General features: G+C 72.7%; 16 protein-coding genes and 1 tRNA gene. 13 read left to right on the forward strand and 4 right to left on the reverse strand.

Features of this window, described 5'->3' with window-relative positions; genetic code table 11:
- Positions 1-18: 18 nt before the first annotated feature.
- Complete coding sequence (locus WMF17_RS02025) at positions 19-666, reverse strand: NADPH-dependent F420 reductase (RefSeq protein WP_437600330.1); 648 nt, start codon at positions 664-666, stop codon at positions 19-21.
- 377 nt (positions 667-1,043) lie between these two features.
- On the opposite strand from WMF17_RS02025, the gene WMF17_RS02030 reads away from it, so the two are divergent.
- The 12 genes from WMF17_RS02030 to WMF17_RS02085 all read left to right on the forward strand — a co-directional run bounded on the left by WMF17_RS02030 (position 1,044) and on the right by WMF17_RS02085 (position 12,457).
- The gene (locus tag WMF17_RS02030) at positions 1,044-1,766 is read left to right on the forward strand and encodes an RNA polymerase sigma factor (RefSeq protein ID WP_437647767.1); all 723 of its coding nucleotides are present in this window, start codon (positions 1,044-1,046) and stop codon (positions 1,764-1,766) included.
- 57 nt (positions 1,767-1,823) lie between these two features.
- Positions 1,824-3,182 (forward strand): NAD(P)/FAD-dependent oxidoreductase, encoded by a 1,359-nt coding sequence (locus tag WMF17_RS02035; RefSeq protein WP_437647769.1) that lies wholly within the window; start codon positions 1,824-1,826, stop codon positions 3,180-3,182.
- Positions 3,183-3,240: 58 nt separating this feature from the next.
- Positions 3,241-3,906: a helix-turn-helix domain-containing protein gene (locus tag WMF17_RS02040; protein ID WP_437647771.1), complete on the forward strand. Its 666-nt coding sequence runs from the start codon at positions 3,241-3,243 to the stop codon at positions 3,904-3,906.
- Between the two features lie 157 nt (positions 3,907-4,063).
- Positions 4,064-4,387 carry a DUF2325 domain-containing protein gene (locus WMF17_RS02045; RefSeq protein ID WP_437600334.1) on the forward strand — a complete coding sequence of 108 codons (324 nt, stop codon included), beginning with the start codon at positions 4,064-4,066 and terminating at the stop codon, positions 4,385-4,387.
- 17 nt (positions 4,388-4,404) lie between these two features.
- Positions 4,405-5,424 carry a sulfate ABC transporter substrate-binding protein gene (locus WMF17_RS02050; protein ID WP_437600335.1) on the forward strand — a complete coding sequence of 340 codons (1,020 nt, stop codon included), beginning with the start codon at positions 4,405-4,407 and terminating at the stop codon, positions 5,422-5,424.
- A gap of 6 nt (positions 5,425-5,430) precedes the next feature.
- Positions 5,431-6,327, forward strand: coding sequence for a sulfate ABC transporter permease subunit CysT (gene cysT / locus WMF17_RS02055; protein ID WP_437647773.1), 897 nt, complete (start codon positions 5,431-5,433; stop codon positions 6,325-6,327).
- Complete coding sequence (gene cysW, locus WMF17_RS02060; protein ID WP_437647775.1) at positions 6,328-7,230, forward strand: sulfate ABC transporter permease subunit CysW; 903 nt, start codon at positions 6,328-6,330, stop codon at positions 7,228-7,230.
- A 240-nt stretch (positions 7,231-7,470) separates the two neighbouring features.
- A complete protein-coding gene (locus tag WMF17_RS02065; RefSeq protein WP_437647777.1) occupies positions 7,471-8,283 on the forward strand; it encodes a hypothetical protein in 813 nt (270 codons plus the stop codon).
- Positions 8,284-8,474: 191 nt separating this feature from the next.
- Positions 8,475-8,546 (forward strand) — tRNA-Cys (locus WMF17_RS02070).
- Positions 8,547-8,883: 337 nt separating this feature from the next.
- Positions 8,884-11,490 (forward strand): penicillin-binding protein 1A, encoded by a 2,607-nt coding sequence (locus WMF17_RS02075; RefSeq protein WP_437647779.1) that lies wholly within the window; start codon positions 8,884-8,886, stop codon positions 11,488-11,490.
- A gap of 137 nt (positions 11,491-11,627) precedes the next feature.
- Positions 11,628-11,993: a c-type cytochrome gene (locus tag WMF17_RS02080; protein WP_437600341.1), complete on the forward strand. Its 366-nt coding sequence runs from the start codon at positions 11,628-11,630 to the stop codon at positions 11,991-11,993.
- The gene (locus tag WMF17_RS02085) at positions 11,990-12,457 is read left to right on the forward strand and encodes a hypothetical protein (protein ID WP_437600343.1); all 468 of its coding nucleotides are present in this window, start codon (positions 11,990-11,992) and stop codon (positions 12,455-12,457) included. Before WMF17_RS02080 ends, WMF17_RS02085 begins: the two co-directional genes overlap by 4 nt.
- Positions 12,458-12,493: 36 nt before the next feature.
- Here the strand turns inward: WMF17_RS02085 and WMF17_RS02090 are convergent, their stop codons facing one another.
- The 3 genes from WMF17_RS02090 to WMF17_RS02100 are packed head-to-tail and all read right to left on the reverse strand — an operon-like array spanning position 12,494 to position 20,890.
- The gene (locus WMF17_RS02090; protein ID WP_437647781.1) at positions 12,494-16,114 is read right to left on the reverse strand and encodes an AAA family ATPase; all 3,621 of its coding nucleotides are present in this window, start codon (positions 16,112-16,114) and stop codon (positions 12,494-12,496) included.
- Positions 16,115-16,140: 26 nt separating this feature from the next.
- Positions 16,141-19,725 carry an AAA family ATPase gene (locus WMF17_RS02095; RefSeq protein ID WP_437647783.1) on the reverse strand — a complete coding sequence of 1,195 codons (3,585 nt, stop codon included), beginning with the start codon at positions 19,723-19,725 and terminating at the stop codon, positions 16,141-16,143.
- A gap of 58 nt (positions 19,726-19,783) precedes the next feature.
- Positions 19,784-20,890, reverse strand: a complete 1,107-nt coding sequence (locus WMF17_RS02100; RefSeq protein WP_437647785.1) for a cytochrome-c peroxidase — start codon at positions 20,888-20,890, stop codon at positions 19,784-19,786.
- Positions 20,891-21,295: 405 nt separating this feature from the next.
- Here WMF17_RS02100 and WMF17_RS02105 point away from each other — a divergent pair, with 405 nt between their 5' ends.
- Positions 21,296-22,135, forward strand: a complete 840-nt coding sequence (locus WMF17_RS02105; RefSeq protein ID WP_437600348.1) for an SDR family NAD(P)-dependent oxidoreductase — start codon at positions 21,296-21,298, stop codon at positions 22,133-22,135.
- Positions 22,136-22,172: the final 37 nt, after the last annotated feature.

Consider the following 22,172-nt stretch of genomic DNA (forward strand, 5'->3'; position numbering starts at 1 on the left):
CTCGCTTGAGCTGCCCGGCTACTTCTTCAGGAGTTTGAACGCGTGCGTCCAGCGGTTGTTCAGCAGGCCGGGGATGCACCAGAGCATGCAGAGCGGCTCGATCGCGCGCGCCGCCTCCACGCTCCCCAGGTCCTCGGTCTCCCACCCGAAGGCGTCGAGGATGCCCTCCACCTCCTTCTTCGCGCGGGCGTCGTCGCCGCAGATGAACATCGTCGGCCGCACGCCATCGAAGTCCGGATTGACCATCCACACGCTGCCGACGCACGAGAAGGCCTTCACGAAATGCGCGTCGGGCGCGCGCCGGGTGAGCCGCTCGAGCAGCGACTCGTTCGGCCCCGTGAAGAACTTGAGCACCCCGTTGACGGGCGGCTCGTCCGCGATGGGGTTCGTCGCGTCGATGACCGTCTTCCCCGCGAGCGCCCCGGGGCCCGCGAGCTCGATCGCCTGCTCCGCGGCGGTCCCCTTCACGGCGAGCACGACGAGCTCGCCGAACTGCGCCGCCTCCGCGAACGTCCCCACCGTCGCCTTCGCACCCGCGTCCGCCAGCCAGGTCGCGAGCTTCGAGGGCTGGCGCGTGGCGCGCATGACGCTGTGACCGTGCCTGAGAAAACCGTCCGCCAGCGTCTGCCCGACAATCCCTGATCCGAGAACCGCGATATTGCTCATGGCAGGAGCATCGCACGCCCCTGGAGCCGCGCTCCAGCGCCCGGATCGACGTGGAGGATGCGCCGCAGGGCAGCACCTCGGGAGTCGATTGCAGCGCGACCTTGCTTCAGCCAGCGATGATCCTGATGTGCCCGCTGCCCAGCCCAGCCAGACGAACCCGATGCCTGCGCCGCCCGCGCCCGAAGCGGGCGGCCTGGTGCTCGGCCTGCTCCCGCGCCGCGGGTCGGCTCGCCACTCTGACGAGCCTCGGCGACCTGCTGTCGATTTGACACGCGCCCGCGTGCCTCCGCCCGCGCCATCCAGCGCCTTTCGCGTCCTTCGCGCGGTCCGCTCGGTGGCACCTGCCTTGCCAGGGTCGATCCGCAGGAGGTCCCGCCATGCTTGTCCACGCTGCCCATGTCCCCGCCCGGTCCCCGAACCCAGCGCCGCTGTCGCCCGGCGTGACACGCGCGGCCGGGCGCGGGCCGTCGCTCGGCGCGGCCCGGACGGCGCCGGGCGAGGGCTCGCGGGCGGCGGTCGACGAGCTGCTCCGGGGTCTTGTCGAAATGACACCGGAGCTCTTCGGCCGCGCCCTGCGGCTCTCCCGATCGCCCGCGACGGCGGAGGATCTCGTGCAGGACACGGTGGAGCGCGCCATCCGGTTCGCGGAGAGCTACGAGCGTGGGACCAACCTGCGGGCGTGGGTGCATCAGATCCTCTTCAGCGTCTTCATCACCCGCTGCCGGCGCAGCCGCCGCGAGCGCAACGCCCTCGACGTGCTCGCGACCGACCCGTGCGCGTGGACCGCGCCGGAGCGCCGCGCCGAGGTGCACTTCCTGTCGCCCGGCGTGCGGCGCGCGCTCGCGACGCTCCCGCCGACCTTCCGCGACACCGTCGTGCTCGTGGACCTCGAGGAGATGTCCTACAAGGACGCAGCGACGCGGCTGGGCGTCCCGGTCGGCACCGTCATGAGCCGCCTGCACCGCGGCCGGAAGCTGCTCGCCGAGGCGCTACGCGGCGAGTCCGGAGGCCCGAGGATCGACGTGAACGACGCGAACGACGCGAACGATGCGAAGATCGACGCGCAGACCGACGCAGATCGCGCCCGCTTGCCGCACTGATCGGCGGCCCCTACCATCGGTGTGCCACCGAGGAAGCGTTCCTCGCCAGGAGGCACCATGGCATCGACCGCGAAAGAGCCCCACGTCGTGATCGTCGGCGGAGGCTTTGGCGGCCTGAACGCGGCGAAGGCGTTTCGCAACGCGCCCGTCCGGGTCACGCTCGTCGACAGGACCAATCACCACCTGTTCCAGCCGCTGCTCTACCAGGTGGCCACCGCCAGCCTCTCGCCGGCCGACATCGCGGTTCCGATCCGATCGGTCCTGTCGCGCCAGCGCAACGTCCGGGTCCTGCTCGGCGAGGTGACGGGCGTGGACCTCGCCGGTCGGCGCATCACCGTCGATGCCGACGCGATGGAGTACGATTACCTGATCCTCGCGGTCGGCGCGGCGAACAATTACTTCGGCCACGAGGAGTGGGCCCGCTTCGCGCCGGCGCTCAAGAACCTCGACGAGGCGCTCACCATCCGCGAGCGCATGCTGCTCGCCTTCGAGGCCGCCGAGCGCGAGGAGGACCCCGCCGTGCGGCGGCGGCTGCTCACGTTCGTCGTCATCGGCGGCGGCGCCACGGGCGTCGAGATGGCCGGCGCCTTCGCCGAGCTAGCGCGCTACATCCTCGCGCGCGACTTCCGCTCCCTCGACGCCTCGCTCTCGCGCGTGCTGCTCGTCGAGATCGGCCAGCGCATCCTCCAGGCCTTCCCCGAGGGCCTCTCGGAGAGCGCCGAGCGGCAGCTCACGTCGCTCGGTGTCGAGGTCATCAAGGGCCGTCGCTTCCGGACCATCGACGAGCAGGGGGTCGAGTTCGAGGACGGCGAGCGCCTCCTCGCGGCGACCGTCATCTGGGCGGCGGGGGTCCGCGGCACCCCGCTCGCGCGCTCGCTCGGCGTCGAGCTCGATCGCATCGGCCGCGTGAAGATCGAGCCGGACTGCTCCCTGCCCGGGCACCCGAACGCCTTCGCGATCGGCGACATGACCCTGCTCCGCGACAGGAACGGCGTCGACGTGCCCGGCCTCAGCCCCGCCGCGATCCAGGAGGGGCGCTTCGTCGCGCGTTGCATCCTCGGCGACCTCGAGGGCCTCCCGCGCGGGCAGTTCGCCTACCGCGACAAGGGGACGATGGCGACCATCGGCCGCTCGCGCGCCATCGCGAAGGTCGGGCGCCTGCAGATGTCCGGCACGCTCGCGTGGCTCGCCTGGCTGGGCGTCCACGTGCTCTTCCTCATCGGCTTCAAGAACCGCTTCGCCGTCATGTTCGCGTGGATGTGGCAGTACATCACCTTCAAGCGCGGCGCCCGGCTCATCACCGGCCACACCGCCCGCGCCGCGCTCCCCGCGGCGGCGCCCGCGGTCGCGCCCCCGGCGCCTGGCCCATCACCGGCCCGGCGCGCGGTGGCGGACGCTGTCTCCGACGGCGCCTGAGCGCCCTCGGCGCTCGCTTGCTTGACGCGCGGCCTCCACCATGGCGGATACGCCTCCAGTGAAGGCACGCAGAGCTCAGTCATCCGCGCGACCGGCGACCCCCGAGGCGCCGCCGCCCCCGGCGAGCGATCCGGGCGTTGACGACCCGGTGCTCGACGACGCCTCGGACCTCACGCCGGTCGTCGCCTCCAACCTGAAGCGCTTCCGGGCCGAGCGCGGCCTGTCGCTCGAGCGCCTGGCGAAGGCGTCCGGGGTGAGCCGGGCGATGCTCGGGCAGATCGAGCTGGGCCAGAGCACGCCGACCATCAACGTCCTCTGGAAGATCGCGCGCGCCCTCGGGGTCCCCTTCTCGGCGCTGATGAGCCAGGCGGCCTCGCCCGTCACGACCGTCATGCAGGCCTCGCAAGCGCGCATCCTGCGCTCGCGCGACGGCGAGTTCTCTTCCCGGGCGCTCTTCCCGACGGACCGGCCGCGCAACGTGGAGTTCTACGAGCTCCGCCTCGCGCCGCGCTCGGTGGAGAACGCCGACGCGCACGCCCCCGGCACCTCCGAGAACCTGGTCGTCACGGAGGGCTCGGTGGAGATCATCGTGGCCGGCGAGCGGCGCGTCCTCGAGACCGGCGACGCCATCCTGTTCGAGGCCGACAGCCCCCACAGCTACCGCAACCTGGGCAGCTCCGAGGTCGTCATGTACCTCGTCATGACCTACGGATCGCGCGGGTAGCCCCCCGTTTCACGAGCTCCAGCGGCCCCGTGTCCCTCCGGTATCCAAGACGTGTCGTCCGCTATACTGTCAGATCTTCCTTGCGCCCTCTGCTTTAGCGTGAGATATGTCCGCTATAGCGGCGGTTACCCGCTGCGGGTAGCAAGGAGACGGCGCGATGCGGATCACCTGGATTGGTGGGTTGGATCGCAACCAGGCGCAGCTGGAGCGGATGGCGCTGCAGGCCGGGCACCATCTGGAGTTTCATACGGGCAACACGGGGGGCCGCGGGGCGGCCGAGCTGCGGGCGGCCATCGAGCGAGCCGATCTTGTGATCTTGCTCACCGATGTGAACAGCCATGGCGGCGTGCTGCTCGCCAAGAAGCTCTGCAACAAGCTCGGCCGCGCGGCCTTCATGGCGCGCCGCTGCGGCGCCTCGCGCTTCCAGCAGCTCCTCGACGCGCTCGCGCAGCGGGAAGCGCGGTTTTTGGCCACCGGATAACGGAGTGAGTACGACCAATGCGATGCTTGATCATGGCGCTCTGCTGCGTGCTTTCGCTGGCCGGGTGCTCGAAGAACGAGGCGGGCAAATCGGGCTCGGTGGAGCTCCTGAATGTCTCTTATGACCCCACGCGTGAGCTCTATGAAGAGGTGAACGCCGCCTTCGCGAAGCGCTGGAAGGAGCAGAGCGGACAGGACGTCACCATCAAGCAGTCGCACGGCGGCTCGGGCAAGCAGGCCCGCTCGGTGATCGACGGGCTCCAGGCGGACGTGGTCACGCTCGCGCTCGCCTATGACGTCGATGCGCTCGTGCCGAGCGGTCGTCTCCAGGAGGGGTGGCAGGCGCGCCTCAAGGACAACAGCGCTCCTTACACGTCGACAATCGTCTTCCTGGTGCGCAAGGGCAACCCGAAGGGCATCAAGGACTGGGACGATCTCGTGAAGGAGGGCGTCGCGGTCATCACGCCGAACCCGAAGACCTCCGGCGGCGCGCGGTGGAACTACCTCGCCGCGTGGGGGTACGAGCTGAAGCGAGCGGGCGGCGACGAGGCCAGAGCGAAGGACTTCGTCGGCCGTCTCTTCAAGAACGTGCCCGTCCTCGACACGGGCGCGCGCGGCTCGACCACGACGTTCGTCGAGCGTGGGCTCGGCGACGTCCTTGTCGCCTGGGAGAACGAGGCGCTGCTCGCGGTGAAGCAGAGCGGCAAGGACAAGTTCGAGGTGATCGTGCCGTCGATCAGCATCCTCGCCGAGCCTCCTGTCGCGGTGATCGACAAGGTGGTCGACAAGCGCGGCACGAGGGCGGCGGCGGAGGCGTACCTCAACTTCCTCTACACGGAGGAGGGGCAGCGCATCGCGGTGAAGCACTTCTACCGCCCGCGCCATCCGGCGGTCCTCGCGGCGGCCGAGTCGGAGGGGGCGTTCCAGAAGGTCGCGCTCTTCTCGATTGACGAGGTGTTCGGCGGGTGGCAAAAAGCTCAAAAGGCGCACTTCTCCGACGGCGGCGTCTTCGACCAGATCTACCAGACCGGCAAGTAAATTTCGGTGGCTCTCCTCTGGCGGCGACAGAGCGTTTTGCCCGGCTTCGGGCTCGCGATGGGGATCACGGTAACGTACCTGTCGTTGCTCGTGCTGGTCCCGCTGTCGATGATCTTCCTCAGGACAGCGACGCTCTCGCCCAGCGAGATCTGGGCCGTGGTGAGCTCTCCGCGCGCCATCGCCTCCTTGAAGATCAGCTTCGCCGCGTCGCTGATCGCGGCGGGCATCAACGCGGTCTTCGGCGTGCTCGTGGCGTGGGTGCTCGTGCGCTACAGCTTCCCGGGCAAGTCGATCGTCGACGCGCTCGTCGATCTACCGTTCGCGCTCCCGACGGCGGTCGGGGGCATCGCGCTCACGGCCATCTATGCGCAGCAGGGGTGGGTCGGCCAGTTTCTCTACCCGCTCGGGATCCAGAGCGCGTTCAGCCGTCTCGGTGTGGTCATCGCGCTCACCTTCGTGGGGCTCCCGTTCGTCGTGCGGACGGTCCAGCCGGTGATGGAGGAGCTCGAGGTGGACCAGGAAGAGGCGGCGGCGTCGCTCGGCGCGGGCCGCTTCCAGATCTTCCGTCGGATCCTCCTGCCGGCGCTCTGGCCCTCGATCCTCACCGGCTTCGCGATGTCGTTCGCGAGGGCGTTCGGCGAGTACGGGTCGGTCGTGTTCATCTCGGGGAACATGCCTTTCAAGACCGAGATCACGCCGCTCGTCATCATGACGAAGCTCGAGCAGTACGACTACGCGGGGGCGACGGCGCTCGCGCTCGTGATGCTGCTCTGCTCCTTCGTGCTCCTGTTCGTGATCAACCGGCTCCAGTCCTGGAGCGGCGCGCGCGTCTCGTCGCGGAGCCCGGTCGAGGCGCCGCGCGCGGCGCCCGCGGGCCCGGGCGCGTCCGGGGTCGCGTCGTAAATGGCGGGCGCGGCGGGCAAGCTGCGGGTGCGGTCGCGCGGGGCGGTGCGCGGCGCGACCTCCGAGCCCCCGCTTGTGCGCTGGGCGCTCACGGCGGTGGCGCTCGCGTTCCTCGGGTTCTTCCTCTTCCTGCCGGTCGTGGCGGTGTTCATCGAGGCGCTGAAGGATGGCCTCTCGGGCTACTGGCGGGCGATCACCGCGCCGGACGCCGTGGCCGCCATCGAGCTGACGCTCACGACCGCGCTCATCGCGGTGCCGCTCAACCTGGTCTTCGGCGTGGCCGCGGCCTGGGCGATCGCGCGCTTCGAGTTCACCGGCAAGAGCCTGCTGGTCACGCTGATCGATCTGCCGTTCGCGGTCTCGCCGGTGATCTCCGGCATGATCTTCGTCCTCCTGTTCGGGGCGCACGGGGTGATCGGCCCCTGGCTCATGGAGCACGACATCCAGGTGATCTTCGATCGCCCCGGGATCATCCTCGCGACCACGTTCGTGACGTTTCCCTTCGTCGCGCGCGAGCTCATCCCGTTCCTGGAGAGCCAGGGGGCCGACGAGGAGCACGCGGCGCTGTCGCTCGGCGCGAGCGGGTGGAGCATGTTCTTCCGCATCACCCTCCCCAACGCGAAGTGGGGTTTGCTCTACGGGGTGGTGCTCTGCAACGCGCGGGCGATGGGCGAGTTCGGCGCGGTGTCGGTCGTCTCCGGCCATATCCGGGGGCAGACCAACACGATGCCGCTGCACGTCGAGGTGCTCTACAACGAGTTCCACTTCTCGGCGGCGTTCGCTGTCGCCTCGCTGCTCGTCCTTCTCGCGCTCCTCACGCTCGTGGTGAAGCGCCTGATCGAGCACCGGGCGCAGCGCGAGATCGGCCCGGAGCTCGAGAAGGCGAACGTCGGCGCAGGGTGACGCGCCCGCGCGGTAGACAGCAGATCTCGGCGCTCCGCCCCGGGTGAGCGCGGCGACAGGCGCGCTGTCGGGCTGGGTCTTTCCGCCGAGCAGGAAGGCGGGGAGAGGCGCTTGAGGATCTTCATGCCTTCCCGCCTCGATGGGAGGCCTCGCCGGGCGAGCGATAGCGAAAGGCGCCGTCGGGCTTCGCCCAGCTTGCGATGGGCCGCCTGCGCTCCAGGTTGGAGCGAGGGGGGCACCATGCGGTTCTTTGAAGCGATTGGGCGTGCGATCGGGGGAGCCCTGTCTCCTCTCGTCTGGCAGGGCAGCCTCGTCCGGGGAGCGAGGCTGTTCCATCCCGACGGCGTGGTTTACTGCGCGGGGGTGAAGGCGCTCGCGATGGAGGGCGAGGTCGGTGCGCTGGCGCAGCGGCTGGCGGGGCCGGCGCTGGTGCGGCTGTCGGGCGGGATCTGGCGGTGGCGGGGCGGCAAGGGCGAGCGCCGCCCGGACGTGCTGGGGGTCGCCGTGCGCTTCCGGACCAGCGAAGAGGTGACGCCGACGGCGAGCGCCGGCGATCAGGATCTCATCTTCCTGAGCGCGCGCCGATTGTCGCTGCTTCCGATCGCCATCTTCACGACGAGGAGGCGTGATTTCCTGGACAACGATTACTACGCGCAGCTGCCGTTCGACGTGGAGGGCTTCGGTCGCGCGAAGTTCCGCCTGGTGCCGCTGCGCGCGTCGACGACGAAGGGCAATCGCCGGGAGAAGCTGGAGCGCGCTGCGGCGGCGGGGCTCGCGCTGCTGCGGCTCGAGATCAGGCGCGGGGGAGCGCGCGCGCGCTGGATGGCCGTGGCCGATATCGAGCTGTACGAGCCGGTGGACATCGACCAGAACACGCTTCGCTTCAACCCGTTCCAGACGGGGAAGGGGATCGTGCCGCGCGGGCTGCTCCAGGCGACGCGGCTCGCGACCTACGCGGCCAGCTACCTCGGGCGGACGCTCGGGGCACGGGCACGGGCACGGGCACGGAAGCCGGGGGCGCGGGGGGAGCGGCGGAGCGAGCGGGAGCGGTAAGGGGCGTATTCCGGGGGGGCGGGGGCCGGCTCGAGGCTCGAGGAAGCCGGGAAGCGGCAGGCCTCCGCCGGCTCACGGAGGCGAAGCGCCCGTAAAGGCCGCCCGGGCGCATAAATGCGGGTGAGGGCGGCGGTGAAGGCGTTGACAGCTGGGTAGAAATGAGGCATGACCTCCCGCCGCTTCGAACAGTCGGTGAGGTAGCCAAGTGGTTAGGCAACGGTTTGCAAAACCGTTATACGCGGGTTCGAATCCCGTCCTCACCTCCGCAAGGATGACAGTCCGGCCTGCGCGCTGAAACAGCCCCCGAGGGGGCGAGCGAGGAGCGGTGGGCCAGGCTGGAGCACGGCACGGAAACGTTATCCGGCGATCTCGCTGAGCGTCTCGCCGGACAACCCTGCAACACGGCTGCACCGGCGCCTTGGATTCGTCGACGCGGGCCCGAACGGCACGTCGCTCACCCTGGTGCTGGCGCTCTCGGCTCAGGGAGGCTCGGACCCGGTGCGGCCGTAATCAAGCCGGCGTCCGGCTCGTGATACCGTGGCGCGTCCGGAACACCTCACCTGCGCCGTCATGGCGCTGCTGACCCCGGCGCGCTGACTCATGGCCTCGGATCCCCCGCGACGACCCGCCGTGCTGCCCCAGGCGCCCGGCCTCCAACAAGGGCCGAGCGTCGGCCCGGCCCCGCTGGAGCCCACGCTGCCGTACGACGCAGGCGCGGCGAGCTCCGACCCGACGCCGAGCGAGCGCGCACCGACGCGGCGCTGGTCGCCCCAGCACGCCGCGCCGGCGCCGCCCGCGCCGGGGAGCCCGCCGGCGGCACCGCCCTCGGCCGGGCACCCGCTGCGGGCGCGGGCCGCCGCGGCGCTCCGCGCGGCCCTCGCGGCGCTCCGCGCGGTCTTCCAGCGGAAGCCCCACGGCGCCGGACCCAGGTCGCCGCTCCGCCCCCAGCTCGTCCGCTGGGGCAAGCGGCTCGCGATCGCCCTCGCTTGCCTGGCCGTCGCCGCGGTCATCGCGTTCTTCCTCGTCGTCCGGCACTACGAAGCCGATCTGCCGACAACGGTGGAGCTGAAAAATTACAGTCCTCCGCAGGTGACGCGGTTCCTCGCGCGCGACGGCACGGTGATCGGCGAGCTCTTCGTCGAGCGCCGGACCCTCGTGCCCGTCACCGAGATCCCGCCGGCGATGAGCCTCGCGGCGCTCGCCGCCGAGGACGCCAGGTTCTACAAGCACGACGGCCTCAACTACCTCGGCATGCTCCGCGCGCTGATCGTGAACCTGCGCTCCGCGGAGGCGCGCCAGGGCGGCAGCACGATCACCCAGCAGGTCGTGAAGAACGTCCTGCTCACGCACGAGCGCACGCTGGACCGGAAGATGCGCGAGCTGCTCCTCGCCCGCCGCATCGAGCAGGAGCTCACGAAGGACCAGATCCTCGAGCTTTACCTGAACCACATCTACTTCGGCCACGGGCGCTACGGGGTCGAGGAGGCGGCGCGGTTCTACTTCGGCAAGAGCGTCCGCCAGGTGACGCTCGCCGAGGCGGCGCTCCTCGCGGGCATCGTGAAGGGGCCCTCCATCTACTCGCCGCGCGTGAACCAGGGGCGCGCCGAGAAGCGCCGCGCCTTCGTGCTCGGCCAGATGCGCGAGAAGCGCTTCCTGCCCGCCGCGCAGATCGACGCTGCCCTCGCGGAGCCGATCCACCTCGCCCCCGAGCCGGAGCACTCGGACGAGCTCGCGCCCGAGGTCCTCGCCGAGGCCGAGCGCGCGCTGCGAAAGGCCGTCGGACCCGAGGCCAGGTACGGCGGCTACACGGTCGTGACGTCGATCGATCCGAAGATGCAGGCCGCCGCGCGCGCGGCGGTGCGCCAGAACCTCGACGCCTACGCCGCGCGCCACGGCCTCGCCGCGCCGTTCGCCCGCGCCAAGGGGGATCCGGCGCCGTTCCAGGGCGCCCCCAGGGACCCGAACCGCGCCTACCTCGGCGTCGTGACCGGCGCCGACGACGCGCGCGGCACGCTGGCGATCCGCGTGGGCACGGCGCAGGGGACCGCCGACCTGCGCAAGGAGCGCCGGTACAACCCGCGCGGGCTGCCGCCCAGCCGCTTCGCCGAGATCGGCAAGGTGCTCCGCGTGCGCTTCGCCGGCGAGCCCGAGGCCGGCAAGCTGCGGCTGGACCTCGGACCGCAGGGCGCGCTCATCGCGCTGGACGCGCGCACGCGCGAGATCGTCGCGCTCGTCGGCGGCTACGAGGGCGCGCGCGGCGGGCTCGATCGGGCGAGCCACGCGCACCGGCAGCCGGGCTCGACGTTCAAGGCCATCGTCTACGGCTACGGCATCCACGCGCGCAAGCTCACGGCCGTGTCGATGCTCGAGACGAACCCGGCGGCGCTCGAGGGCTACAAGCCCGGCAACCACGACGAGAGCGAGGGGCAGAGCCCGAAGCGCCTGCGCGAGGCGCTCGCGCACAGCGTGAACGTGGCCGCGGTGTCGGCGCTCCGGGACGTGGGCCCCGAGGCCGTTGTCGCGTGGGCGCGCGAGCTCGGGATCACCTCGAAGCTCGGCGCCGACCTGTCCCTCGCGCTCGGCTCCTACGAGGTGACCCCGCGCGAGATGGCGGCCGCCTACGCGACGTTCGCGGCGGGCGGCGCGTACCAGGAGCCCGTCCTCGTGACGAAGATCACGGGCCCGCGCGGCGAGGCGCTGCCCGTGCCGGCGCGGCCCCCGCCGCGGCCGGCGATGACCGCGGCGGAGGCGTACATCACGACGGACCTGCTCACGTCGGTCGTCGAGGTCGGCACGGCGAAGCAGGCGCTCTCGCTGCGCCGGCCGATGGCGGGCAAGACTGGCACGACGAACAGCGCGAAGGACGCGTGGTTCGTCGGCTACTCGACCGACATCGCGTGCGCCGTGTGGACCGGCTTCGACGACGCCACGCCGCTCGGCGCGCGCGAGGCGGGCAGCAGCGCCGCCCTGCCGGCCTTCATCGCGTTCATGGACAAGGCGCACGCGGGGCGGCCGGCGACCGACTTCCCGGAGCCGCTCGGGATCGTCCGCCTCGAGATCGACCCGGAGACGGGCGGCCTCGCGATGCCCGGCCAGGAGAACGCGGTCGAGGAGGTGTTCCTCGAGGGCACCGAGCCGGTCGGCGTGGCGCTGCCGGACCCGGCCGCGATCGGGCAGGGGATCCTGGACCTGTTCAAGACGCAGTGACCGCCGTGGCGTGCCGTGCGCCTCCTCGGGCTCCCGCGCTGCGGCCTCGAACGAGCTGGTCGGGCGCCCTGGCGAGCCCTGCGTCACAACGTCGCGTTACCCGGGCCCGCGGGCGCGCTATGTTCCGGCCCGCCCGCATGACACGGTCGCCGATCCTCGCCGCTCTGCTCCTGCTCCTGCTCGTGGCCGCGTGCAAGGGGCCGGCTCCCGACGAGGGGCTCGCGCTCTCGCCGCGCGCCGCGAAGGGCAAGGCCCTGTTCTCCACCCTCTGCGCGGCCTGTCATGCCCCCGCCGCCAAGCTGGTCGGCCCGCCGCTCAGCGAGATGGCGGCCCTCTATGCGACCGACCCCGAGGGCATCGTCCGCTGGGCCGTGACCCCGGGCCGCAAGCGCACGGACGTCCCTCCGATGCCCAGCTTCCGCGGCGTCCGCGAGTCGGACCTCGCCGACGTGGCGCAGTACATCATCGAGGCCGGCACCGCGGCCGGAAAGCAGCGTCCATGATCTACTCGTTCGTCCTCGTCGTGCACTCGTGGCTGCGCTGGGCCGTCCTGCTGTTCGGGCTGGCCGCGCTGGTGCGGTCGGTCCAGGGCTGGACCCAGCGGAGGCCGTGGACCGAGACGGATCGCAAGATCAGCGCCGCGTTCGTCGGCTCGCTCGACACCCAGCTCCTCCTCGGCCTCCTGCTGTACGTCGTGCTCAGCCCGCTCCGGCCCACCTCGATGGCCGCGCTGAAGGCCGCGATGCCCATCGCCGCGCTGCGCTTCTTCGCCGTCGAGCACATCTTCACCATGATCGTGGCGGTGGCGGTCGCCCACGTCGCCTTGAGCCGGGCGAAGCGGGCCGCGGATCCCACGGCGCGGCACCGGCGCATGGCGCTCGGCGTCCTCTTCACGCTGCTCATCGTGCTCGCCGCCATCCCCTGGCCGTTCCTGCCCTACGGCCGCCCGCTGTTCCGGCTGCCTTGAGGCGCCGGGTCGAGGTCGCTCGGAGAGGCGCGCCGGCTACGCGACGTCCTCCCGGCTCATCCTGAGCAGCCACAGCGGCGCGAGCGCCTGCGACAGGCTCCTCACCAGCGCCGCCTCGGCGTACCCCATCGCGTAGTCCTCGATCTCGATCGGCGCGGCCCTGCCCGGGCGGCCCGGCGGGTCGAACCGGATCCTCCGCACCACCGGCAGGAGCGCCGCCGGGTTCGGCGGGAGCGCGCGCCCGTGCCGCGCCGCCTCGTCGAACGCCGCCTGCCGCTCGAGGTGCTCCCGGACCGCGGTCGCCGGCGAGAGGCCCGGCCGGGCCGGCAGGACGCGCACCCGCACCACCTCGGGGCCGCGCGCGAGCGACGTCCAGACGTGCGCGCCGGTCTCGAGCTCGAAGAAGTCGAGCACGCACAGGCCCACGACGCTCAGCACGAGGAGCTCCGCCCCGCCCGTGAGCATCGCGTCGAGCCCCGCCGTCCCGCGGCCCTGCGCGATCGCGGGCGCGTGCCGATCCTCGGAGGGCGCGCGGCCGGAAGGCGCGCCCGCCCACCCCTCGACCTCGCCCCCCGCCTCGCTGTACGCGCGCGCGAGCGCCTCGAAGAGCCCCTCCTCCCGCGCGCCGCCCGGGCCGCCGGCCGGCCCCTCCTCGAAGTGCGCGGCGCGGAGCAGCTCGATCAGGACCGCGTGCTGGCCCGGCTCGTCCACCTTGCGGAGCGCGCGCCGGAGCGCGTGGCCCTCGGCGATGCACTCCAGCACCTCCTGCTTCGCCAGCCGGGGCAGCGGGCCCGGCAGCTGGCGCCGGTGGAAGAGGCGCACCCGGGAGCGATTCCGCTCGTCCTCCCCCAGGGTCACGTAGCCGAACCGCCGCATCTCCAGGTCGAGCTGCTGCTGCTCGTCGTCGTCGCCGCTCCGCCGCCGGACGAGCTCGATCCGCTCGCGGAACGCCTGGATCGCGCCGCGCATCGCGTCGAGGTTGTAGACCGCCTCCGCGTGCTCGTGCGCCTCGGGCCCCTCCGCGGTCCGGCCGTGCTCCGCGAGGTGGTAGCGGATCCGCGCCGACAGGCGCGCGAGGCCGTCGCCGCGCTCGAGGTCGTCGACGAACTCGAGCAGCGGCGAGAGCTCCGCCGTGAGCGCGTCGAGCGGCCTCGTCATGAGGGGCGCGAGCGCCCACGCCGCGGCCGCGGGCTCGGCCTCCTCGAGCGCCTCGCGGTGCAGTGCGAACGGGGGCGACGCGGCGCCGTCGCTCCCAGCGGGCATGGAGGTCGTGAAGATGCGGAGCAGCTGCATCGCGGCGGGCGCGCCGCGGGTGAGCGCGTCGCTGAGCAGCGAGCCGATCTCGTCCTCGATGAACCGCTTCACCGAGCGGGCGCCGTCCTCGGCCACGAACGCCTCGCGCGCGATCCGCTCGGCCACGCCGGCGCCCCGGCGCACGAAGACGCTCCGCTCGGCGAGCCCGCGCCGGCAGAGCAGCCGGTCGAGCTCCTTCTCGGCCACCCGCACCGCCACCTCGGGCGTCAGCGACCGGAACGGCACGACGCGATCGATCCGGTTGAACAGCTCGGGCGGGAAGAACTCGCGCACGGCCCGCGCGACCTCCTGGGCCGACTCCTCCGCCATCGCGAGCGCCCGCGCCTCCGGGAGCCCCGCGCCGCCGACGCCGACGCCGACGCCGAAGCCGACGCCGAAGCCGACCAAGGAGCGCGCGCGCGAGCCAAGGTTGGAGGTCATCACCACCACCGCGTGGTTGAAGTGCGCGGGCCTCGCCGCCGCGTCGGTGAGCCGGCCGTCCTCGAAGAGCTGGAGCAGCAGGCTGTGCACCGACGGGTGCGCCTTCTCGATCTCGTCGAGCAGCACCAGCGAGAACGGCTGCTCCCGCACCCGCTGCGTCAAGAGCCCGTCGGGCGCGTAGCGATCGCCGATGAGCCGCGCCGGCGCGTCGGGGCCGCTGTGCTCGCTCATGTCGAAGCGGAGCAGCCGCGACGCGCTGCCGTAGATGAGCTCCGCCATGCACTTGGCGAGCTCGGTCTTGCCGGTCCCCGTCGGCCCGGTGAAGAGGTACACCCCGTACGGGCGCCGCGGATCCACGAGGCCCGCCTTGATGCGCGCCACGAGATCCGCCGCGGCGCGCACGGCCTCCGGCTGGCCGATGACCCGGCGGCCGAGCTCCTCCTCCAGCGCGCCGGCGTCGAGCGGCTCGTCGCCGCCGAGCAGGAGCCTCGGCACCCCGGTCTTCTGCGACAGGAGCCGGAGCACGTCCTGCGACGCGACCGGCCGCGGCGCGTCGCCGCGCGCCGCCGCGTGCTCCCCGGAGGGCGAGGGGCTCCCGCCCGCGCGGACGACCTCGCGCAGGAGATCCATGGCCTTGCCCGGCAGCGCCTGCGCCGACAGGAGCGAGCCGCCGAGGTCGAGGATCGTCCGCAGCACGTACGGGCTCACGCGGGCGGCGTGGCGCTGCTCGAGGGCGCGGACCTCCCGCACCATGAGGCGGAACGTCTCGGAGGGGGTCGCCTCGGGGAGGAAGAGCGGCGTGAACAGGGCCGCGAACGAGGGGGCGTCCTGCTCGAGGAGGCGAAACGCCTCGGGGGAGCACTCCCCGACCATCACGATCTCGCGGCGGGAGAGCGGGCCGCGGAAGAAGTCGGCGAGCGAGCGCTCGCTCTCGCGCGACCTCCCGATCCGGCCGAAGTGCTGGATGTCGTCGACGACGAGGATCGCGCCCCGGCTGCGCGCGTCCTCGACGAGATCGACGCCGCGCTTCTCCCAGTCGCCGAGGTGGCTCATCCCGGCGATGAGCCTGCGGCCGCTCACGGCGACGACGTCGCGCGCGCGGTCGAGGTTCTTGTGGGCGCCGTACCCGTCGGCCTCCAGCAGGTCGACAACCGCCCGGTGGATCAGGGTCGTCTTGCCGCACCCCGGCGGGCCGATGACGAGGACCGGCTGGGCCCGGCCCGCGCCGAGCAGCAGCGCGAGCTGCTCGCGCTGCGGCGACCGCGGCACGCCCGCGTCGAGGCCGCCCTGGGCCGCGCGCTGGGTGAGGCTCACGCCGAGGCTCGGCAGGACCTTCAGGCCGCGGCGCTTCTTCCAGCGGAAGGCCGGGTCGGCGCCTGTGTCGTCGTCGCCCGGTCGATCCGGCAGATCCGCGAGCGCCGAGCGCGGGGTGCACGAGAACGACAGCGCCGTGATGCGCTCCTTGCCCTGGCTCCAGAGCCGCGCGATCTCGTCGTCGTCGAGCCCGGCCCACGCGACCTGGAACAGCGCGCGGAGCTGCTCATCGAGCGGGAGATCGTCGCGGATGGGCGCGGCGTCGCCCTGCCGGGTGGGGTGGTAGGCGAAGACGATGCGCTCGCGCTCCGAGGCCCAGCGCGGCTCGAGCACGACGGGGCAGAGCCCGCTCACCTTGCGGCGCTCGCCGGCCCCGGAGAGCGAGAGCTCGAGGCGCACCTTCTCGAGCCGGAGGCCGCGCGGCATCTCGATCCGCGCGAGCTGCGCCGCGCGCGCCTTCTCGAAGAGGGGCCTGAGCTCCTCGATGAGCAGGCGCCGGACGCGCTCCGGGTGCCGCCCCGCCCGCGATCGCGTGCTCGGGCCGAGGCCGAGCGTCACGCACTCGACGTTCGTGGTCCGGCGTTCGAAGAGCGGGATCGTGAAGTGCACGGCTGCAGGGTAGTGGCTCCGCCGCGTCAGGCGTCCGGCAAATCATCGCCGGGCGCCGCGCCGTCCCCGCCCGCGCTGAAGTACTCGCTCCGATCGAGCCCGCTCCCCTCGTCCTCGAACAGGAGCAGGTGCGCCAGCGCGACCTCGTCGAGGCGCTCCCAGTACCACGCCGGATCCATGGCGATCCGCGCCCGGCGCCCCGCGATCAGCACCGCGCCCTCGACCTCGTCGTGCTCGCGCGCGGCCGCCCCGCGCCGCCGCGCCGCGGTCGAGCCGGCGGGCGGCGGCGCGAGCGATTTATGCTCCCACTGATCCTCGGCGATGCTTGTCGCGTGCGCGACGAAGTGCACGAACACGTGCAGCCGGCCGTCGTCTGACGCGTCGCGCGCGGCGCCCGCGTCCCGCTTCCGCACCACGAGCTCGTGGTGCCCCCGCTCGAGCGAGAGGAACGCGCCGGCGTACGCGCCGGTGCAGCGGAAGAGCACGTTCCGGAACCCGCGCTTCGGCTGATCGAGCGCCTCGAGCACGTCGCCCGGAGAGCGCGGCGGGCCCCACCGCCGGCTCGCGGGCCACGCGCCGTCGCCGGGCCCGGCCCGGTCGCCGTCGATGTGCAGCGTCGCGCTCCACCCCCGCCTCGGGAGCGCCCGCAGGAGCGGCGCGAGCCACCGCGCGAACGCCCCCTCGTCGAGCTCCTCCAGGACGAGCGTGATCGCGTCGCGCCGCGCTTCCGTCGCGACGAGCGCGCGCGGCAGCACCTTGCGGACGCCCTCCCACGCGGCGCGCGCCTCGCGCGCGAGCTCGCGCACCTCCTCACCCTCGAGCAGCGCCATCAGGGCGAGCTCCTCGACGCTGTGCATCTCCTCCTGCGCGCCTTCCAGCTGCCCCCAGAGCTCGCTCAGCCGGTGGTGCTCGGCCTGCAGCCCCGCGGTGTCGATCTCGTTCCGGCGGTCGCGCGAAGGGCCGCTCGCCAGGCTCAGCTGCGTCAGCAGGAACTCGATCTGCTCCCGGAGCTGCTCGACCGGCCCGAGGCCCATCCACTGATCCACCTCGCGCCGGAGATCGCCGACCTGCTCGACGCCGAACGCCTGCTGCGCCGCCCGCGCCGCGCGCCGCCGCCGCGCCACGAGGCGGAGCGCGGGCGTCTCCGCGCGGCCGACCAAGACGCCCTCGGCCGGCGCCTCCGGCTCCCCCGCCTCGGCGACCCACACCGTGAGCTCCCGCGCGTCGCCGCCGAGCCCCGCGAGCAGCCGCGCGAGGGGCGCCGCGAGGTGCTCCTCGACGTGGCGCCGGAGCGCCCGCGCGCCGTAGGCCGGCGCGTGGCCGTCCTCGGCCAGCCGGGCGAGCGCCCGCGGCGACACCTCGAGCGCAATGCCCGCCTCGGCGAGCCCGCGGCGCTGGCTCAGGCGCTGCGTCGTGAGGCGCGCGACCTCGGACAGCTCCGCGCCGGTCAGGGTCCGGAACGGCACCACGCGATCGATGCGGTTCACGAGCTCCTGCCGGAACGCGCCCGCGACGACGCGCTGGTAGTGCGCCTCGTCCAGCGCGGCCCGCTCCTCCGGAGGCGCCGCGCCCCGATTGCCGGCGAACCCCGCCTGCGCGCGCCGCTCCGCCCCGCCGAGGTTCGAGGTCATGATCACGATCGCGTTGTGGAAGTACGCCGTCCTGCCGCGCGCGTCGGAGAGGCGCCCCTCCCCGAGCACCTGCAGCAGCAGGTCGAACACGGCCCGGTGGGCCTTCTCGATCTCGTCGAGCAGGAGCACGCAGAACGGCTGCTCGCGCACGCGCTCCGTGAGCAGCCCGCCCGCGCCGTCCGTCCCGCGGATCAGGCGATCGGCCGCGCCCTCGCTCGAGAACTCGCTCATGTCGAACCGCGCGAGCCGCTCGGGCGACCCGAAGAGGAGCCCGGCGAGCGCGCGGGCGAGCTCGGTCTTGCCGATGCCCGTCGGCCCCACGAAGAGGAACGTCGCGAGCGGCTTGTCCGGAGGCGACAGCCCCGCCTTCACCACGGCGATCGTCTCGGCGAGCGCGCGCACCGCGCGCTCCTGCCCGACGACGCTCGCCCCGAGCTCGCGCGCCACGCGGTCGACCCGGAGCGGCAGATCGTCGCGCAGCAGGAACGCCGGCATCCCGGTGCGCATCGAGAACAGCTCGTAGAGGTCGCTCCGCCCGAGCGTGACCGGCTCCCCCTGCGCGGTCCGCTCCCGCTCGTGCACGGTGCGCAGGTCGTCGTAAAGGCGCACCGCCTTGCCCGGGAAGGCGCTGTAGGGGAGGTACCGCTCCGCGAGATCGACGAGCGCCGTCAGCGCGTCGCCCGCGACCGAGGGGCGGTGCGGCTCGACGCGGCGGTCGCGCTCGGCGCGCTCGGCGAGCGCCCTCCGGGTGTCTTCGGCCGAGAGCGGCTCGACCCGGATGCGGCTCAGGCCGGCGAAGAAGGCCCAGTGCCGCCCCTCGAGCGCGTCGAGCCGGTCGTCCCGGAGCTCGCACACGACGCGCACCCGCCCCTCGTCGAGGTAGGGCCGCATCGCGCCGGCCAGGTCCACGTGCCCCCCCTCGGAGCGCTCGGCCAGCAGGTCGTCGAGGCTCTCGAAGTAGAGCACCGCGTCGAGCGCGGCGGCGGCCTCCATCACGCCGTGGATGCGCTCCTGCCACTGCCCGAGCCCGCTCATGCCCGCGACGAGCTGCGCGCCCGAGGTCGCGTAGACGAGCCGCGTCTGGCGCGCGACGTAGGCCTGCATGAGCGCGGTCTTGCCGGCGTGCTCCCGGCCGACCAGCAGCACGCCGAGGCGCTCCTCTCCGTCGAGCAGCGCGGCGAGGCGCGCGAGCTCCGCGTCGCGGCAGGCGAGCGGCGGCGTCGCGGTCGGGCTCCGCTGCGCCGCCACGTGGAGCGGCGTCGCGACAGCGACCAGCGCGTTCACCGCCTTCTTCCGCCGCGCGCGCTCGGCGATGGAGACGCCCCGCCGCGGCCCGCGCCCGCCCGCGGGCTCGGGCAGCGGGGCGTGGAGCACCTCCAGGCGGTGCGCGCTCCCGGGCAGGAGCCCCATGTGCTCCCACGTCGACAGCGTCTGCGAGGCGAGCAGCCGGCGCACCTCGTGCCGGATCGCCGGCTCGATCGGCTCGCCGGCCTCGACGTAGAACGCGTGGCCGAGGCTCGGCACGAGCACCCACGCGTCGCGCTCGTCGCGCGCCGCCGGCCCCGGCGCCCCGCGCGCCGCCCGCTCGCCGGCGGGCACGATGACGCAGGGGAAGCTCACCGGCACCTCCCTCCGCAGCTTGCGCGGCAGATCGTCGCGCGGGACGGCGACGTCCACGGAGAGGAGCGCGGTCCCCTCCGGGAACGACAGCCGGGAGATCGCCTCGGGCTGGGCGCGGGCCGCGTGCTCGCGCAGGAAGAGCTGCTGCTCGACGAGGACGTCCTCGTCGCGGCCGAAGCTCGCGGTGTCGGGCGCCGCGACGGGGAAGGCGACGCACGCTCCGTCGAAGCGCTCGCGCACGAGGACGAGCGCCCTCGCGGTGCGCCCCTCGCTTGCCTCCGGAGCGCCCTCGGCGGAGGCGCCCGCTCCGTCGTCAGGAGCGGGCGCGGATCGGTCGTCGTCGCCGGAGCTCGTGCTCATCCGAGAGGGCGGAGCAGACCCGATCGGCCCGTCCGGCGCAATCGGATCGGCGCTCAGCTCACGACGGGTCGGCCTTGGGCGTGGTCGGCGTGCTCGGGGGCAGCTCGGGCTTCTTGATGTACTCGGTCGGGAGATCGCCGGTGAGCGCCTTGAGGTAGGCGACGATCGCCTTCACCTCGTCGGGCTTGGCCTCCACGCCGAGCTGGTGCCACGCCATCTTGGTCACCGTCTCGTCGAGCGTCGCGATCGAGCCGTCGTGGAAGTAGGGGAAGGTCTTCTCGATGTTCCTGAGGCTCGGGACGCGGAAGAAGAACTTGTCCTTCTCGTCCTTCGTGTGATCGAAGCGACCGTTGTCCTTGAGGCCGGCGAACTCCTTCACGAGGCCGAGCTTCTGGAACGTCGAGCCGCCGACGGCGACGCCCGTGTGGCAGGTCGGGCAGCCGAGCGAGATGAACTTGTGGAACCCGGCCTTCTCCTCGGCGGTGAGGGCCTTGTCGTCGCCGTCGAGGTACTTGTCGAAGCGCGACGGCGTGACCAGGCCGCGCTCGAACGCGCCGATCGCCTTGGCCATGTTGTCGTAGGTGACCGGCTCCTTGTCGTCGGGGAAGGCGGTCTTGAAGAGCTTCACGTACTCGGGGATCGACTTGAGCGTCGTGATGACCCGCTTCTCGTCCGGCATGGCCATCTCGACGGGGTTCAGGATAGGCCCCTTGGCCTGGTCCTCGAGCGTGGCCGCGCGGCCGTCCCAGAACTGGGCGACATGGTGGCCCGCGTTGTAGGCGGTTGGCGAGTTGCGGCCGCCGAGCTGGCCCTTGTGCCCGGAGGAGAACGGCTTGTTGTCCACGCCGTAGGTCGAGAGGTCATGACACGAGTTGCAGGAGATATCGTGGTTCTTCGAGAGGCGCGCCTCGTACCAGAGCATCCTGCCCAGGGTCACCTTCTCATCGGTGATCGGGTTCTTGTCGTACTCGAATTTGGCTGGCAGGACCTTGAAGGCCTTGACGTCGTTCGGATCGAAGACGAGCGGCTTCACGTCGCCCGTCGTGGAGGGCTTTGCCGTCGTCGAGGCCTGGGGGGCCTGATATTGGTTATCCGCGGATCGTTCGCAGGCGCTCAGCCCGGCGGTGACGAGGAGCACACAGATGAGAGATGAGGGCCAACGCATGATGTCTCCTGGCTCGTGAGGACGACGTCCACGGTAGATAGAGCCGCCTGCCACGTCAACGCGCGCCTCGGCCGCGTCGCCGCCGCGCCCGCCGGCCGGGGCGCGCGGCTCGGCGGCCGCCGCGAGGGGCGCCTTGTGGCCTGATGTGTGTTACGGCGGGGTTGCGACTCCTGGTCTCGAAGGTAGCGCAAGAGGTGCTGAGGTGCCTCCGGAGCGCCTGTCTTCCGAGGTGCGCATTCCCGCCTCCGAGGTGCGCATTCCCGCCTCGTCCGATTTGTCCAGGTGCACGCGATGCGCGCCCGCCCGGCGGGCGGGCGCCGGGTGGACGCTCCGGGACGGGATGGAGAGGACGCCCGTCGACGCGCCTCTTGCGCGGCCCGGGGGCGCTGGGCAACCCTTGCGGCCGTGCAATCGCCGATCGACAGCGGGGTCGTGCTCATCACCGGCGCGTCGTCGGGCATCGGCCGCTCGCTGGCGCGCGAGGTCGCCGGCCGCGCCCGGGCGCTCGTGCTCGTCGCGCGCCGCACGGATCGCCTGGAGGCGCTGCGCGCCGAGCTCTCCGCGGCGCGGCCCGGGCTCACCGTGCTCGTCTTCGGCTGCGACGTCACCGATCGGGCGGCGGTCGACGCGATGCTCCTCTCCGTCGCGGCCGAGCTTGGCCAGGTCGACGTCCTCGTCAACAACGCCGGTTTCGGCGATCTCAGCCTGTTCGACCTCTCGGCGTGGTCGCGCACCGAGCAGATGATCGCGCTGAACGTGACGAGCCTCGCGTACCTCACGCACCGGCTCGTCGGCCCGATGGTGTCGCGCGGCCGCGGCGCGATCGCGAACGTGAGCTCCGGCTTCGGGCTCACGTTCGGGCCGGGGATGGCCTCCTACATCGGCACGAAGCACTTCGTCACGAGCTTTACCGAAGCCCTCCGCATCGACCTCGCCGGCACCGGCGTGCGGGTGACGCAGGTCTGTCCCGGGCCGGTGCAGACGGAGTTCGCCGAGATGGCCGGCAACTTCACGGACCTCGAGCCCCCCGCGCTCCTGTCGATCTCTCCGGAGCGCTGCGCGCGCGCCCTCGTCCGCGCGGTGGACCGGGGGCGCGCGCTCGTGGTGCCCGGGGTGGTGGCGTGGTTCGTCGTGTACCTCGGCGTCCTCTGCCCCCGCTGGCTCCTCCGGCTCGTCTACCGGCCGATCGCGCGCATGCTGCGCAAGAAGCAGCTCGCCGTGCGCGGCGCGACGGCGCCGCCCTGAGGCGGGGCGGCGCGGCAGGTTCGCCTCCGGAGGCGAC

It is taken from the genome of Sorangium sp. So ce362 (assembly GCF_051519845.1).
Taxonomy (GTDB): Bacteria; Myxococcota_A; Polyangia; order Polyangiales; family Polyangiaceae; genus Sorangium.